The 1,829-nt window shown below is 43.5% G+C and carries 1 protein-coding gene and 1 pseudogene; both read left to right on the forward strand.

The window, feature by feature from the left end; genetic code table 11:
* Window positions 1-295 precede the first annotated feature (295 nt).
* Window positions 296-1,477: an ISL3 family transposase gene (locus HNR43_RS14020; protein ID WP_183244713.1), complete on the forward strand. Its 1,182-nt coding sequence runs from the start codon at window positions 296-298 to the stop codon at window positions 1,475-1,477.
* A gap of 169 nt (window positions 1,478-1,646) precedes the next feature.
* Window positions 1,647-1,829 (forward strand): annotated as a pseudogene (locus tag HNR43_RS14025) (hypothetical protein); the annotation flags it as partial.

The following is a 1,829-nucleotide window of genomic DNA, read 5'->3' on the forward strand; positions in this document are numbered from 1 at the left end:
TATACACATCCAAATTGACACCTTAACCTCTGGTTCATGTAGTACACTCGGAGGCTTGTCACCTCTTCGTTTTGTTTGAGGCGTTGTGAATGTTATTACCTCAATCATGCTTCAAATAATAAGGGTTGCAAGCTTTTTTATCATTCATTGAGTAAAATCAACAAAAAATCGAGGGACGTCTTTAAAATTTTGGTTCATCACCAAATTTTGTGATTTAGTGACAAAAAAGAGAAAGCACTGACGAGATCCTGGCAATAATGTTAGTGGTGAAATCAACATTAAGGAGGTCTCGTAAGTGCTTTCGATATCACTAGGATTGCCAGAATTGAAAGTGATTAAACAAGAACTTCATTCCTATGGTTATGCGATTCATGTAGAGAAAACAGCGACACGGGAACACTGCCCTCATTGTGGGTTTGCCCCTTCCTCTGTCCACGACAGACGGACAAGAAAAGCACAGGATTTGGCGATTTTCCATCAACCCGTGTACTTATTCGTAAAGGTAAAGCGCTATCGGTGCTCGAATTGTTCCCAAGTGTTTTCCGCCTCTTTGGAATCGATTCAACCCAATCAACACTACACTAATCGATTTGGTGAGTACTTGTATGAACTTTGTGAAGGCTCCGCCATTCAAGAGGTTAGCCGAAAGCACCGCATCCCATATACGACATTGGAGCGCATCTATTACTCCATCGCATCAAAAAAAGCAAAAGAGCGTCAAACAGCGATAGAAGCATCTTCTCAAGAAGAGATGGTGCTTAGCTTAGATGAGATCGCGGTAAAAAAGGGACATCAGTATGAAACCGTATGGATGGATGCCAAAGCTGGATCAGTCATGGGAATGCATGCCGATCGCCAATGTGACTCCGCCATCCACTTGTTGAGCCAAAATGTCCTGTCGAAAGAAAGGGTTCAAACGGTGATTCTGGACATGTGGGAACCTTATCATAAGGCGGTTCGCGCCCTGTTTCCATCTGCTTCGATTGTCATCGATAAGTACCATGTGGTTCAAAAAGTGACACAAGCCTTGGATCAAGCAAGAAAGGAATTTCCTCCATTGAAAAAGGCTCGATATCTTCTCTTAAAAGGCTGTGAAAAGCTTCATAAGGACCAGCGGCTTCGATTAGACGACATCTTGGAGGAGTATCCGGTACTTTCCATTGCCTATTATCTGAAAGAGTTGTTTAGAGATTTTTACCGAACCGATGGATATCACGAAGCAAAGGAACGCTTGGAAGAATGGATTCAGTTAGCCAAACAGAGCCCTTTTGCTTCTTTTCAGGAAGCAGCCAACACGCTTGAAAGGTGGAAGGAGCCGATTCTTTCCTACTTTTTGTGCCCATATACCAATGCCCGAATCGAGGGGACGAATCACAAGATCAAAAACATCAAACGCCGAGCATATGGCTATCGAAATCGAGAACGGTTTCGTTTGCGTGTATTTCTGGAGTGTACAGGGAACACTACAGGTAGTTAGGCTTCTTAAGCGCTCCCTTCTTCCGCTATCGGTATGATAGTTGGTAGAATGGAACCCGTCAAGGAAAGCACTTGACTGTTTCCATTCTACCAATTTTATGGTCTGTATGCGGAAGAAGGATCTTGACTGATGAACCCATTTCATCCAGCTAACATGTTTCTGGGATTAAGTGAAAATCACAGAAAATGGTGAAGACCCAAAAAAACTAATCACGGACGAAATCGTTCTTCTTCATGTCGATGAGACGCATGTTCGCACATATCAAGCGCTTCGTACGACATGGGCAGAAGTAGGCAATCAAAAACAAGTGCCAAGCTACGGTCATCACGCCCACGTGTCCATTTTTGGCGCA

Origin of the sequence: Anoxybacillus mongoliensis, from assembly GCF_014201515.1 — a bacterium.
Taxonomy (GTDB): domain Bacteria; phylum Bacillota; class Bacilli; order Bacillales; family Anoxybacillaceae; genus Anoxybacillus; species Anoxybacillus mongoliensis.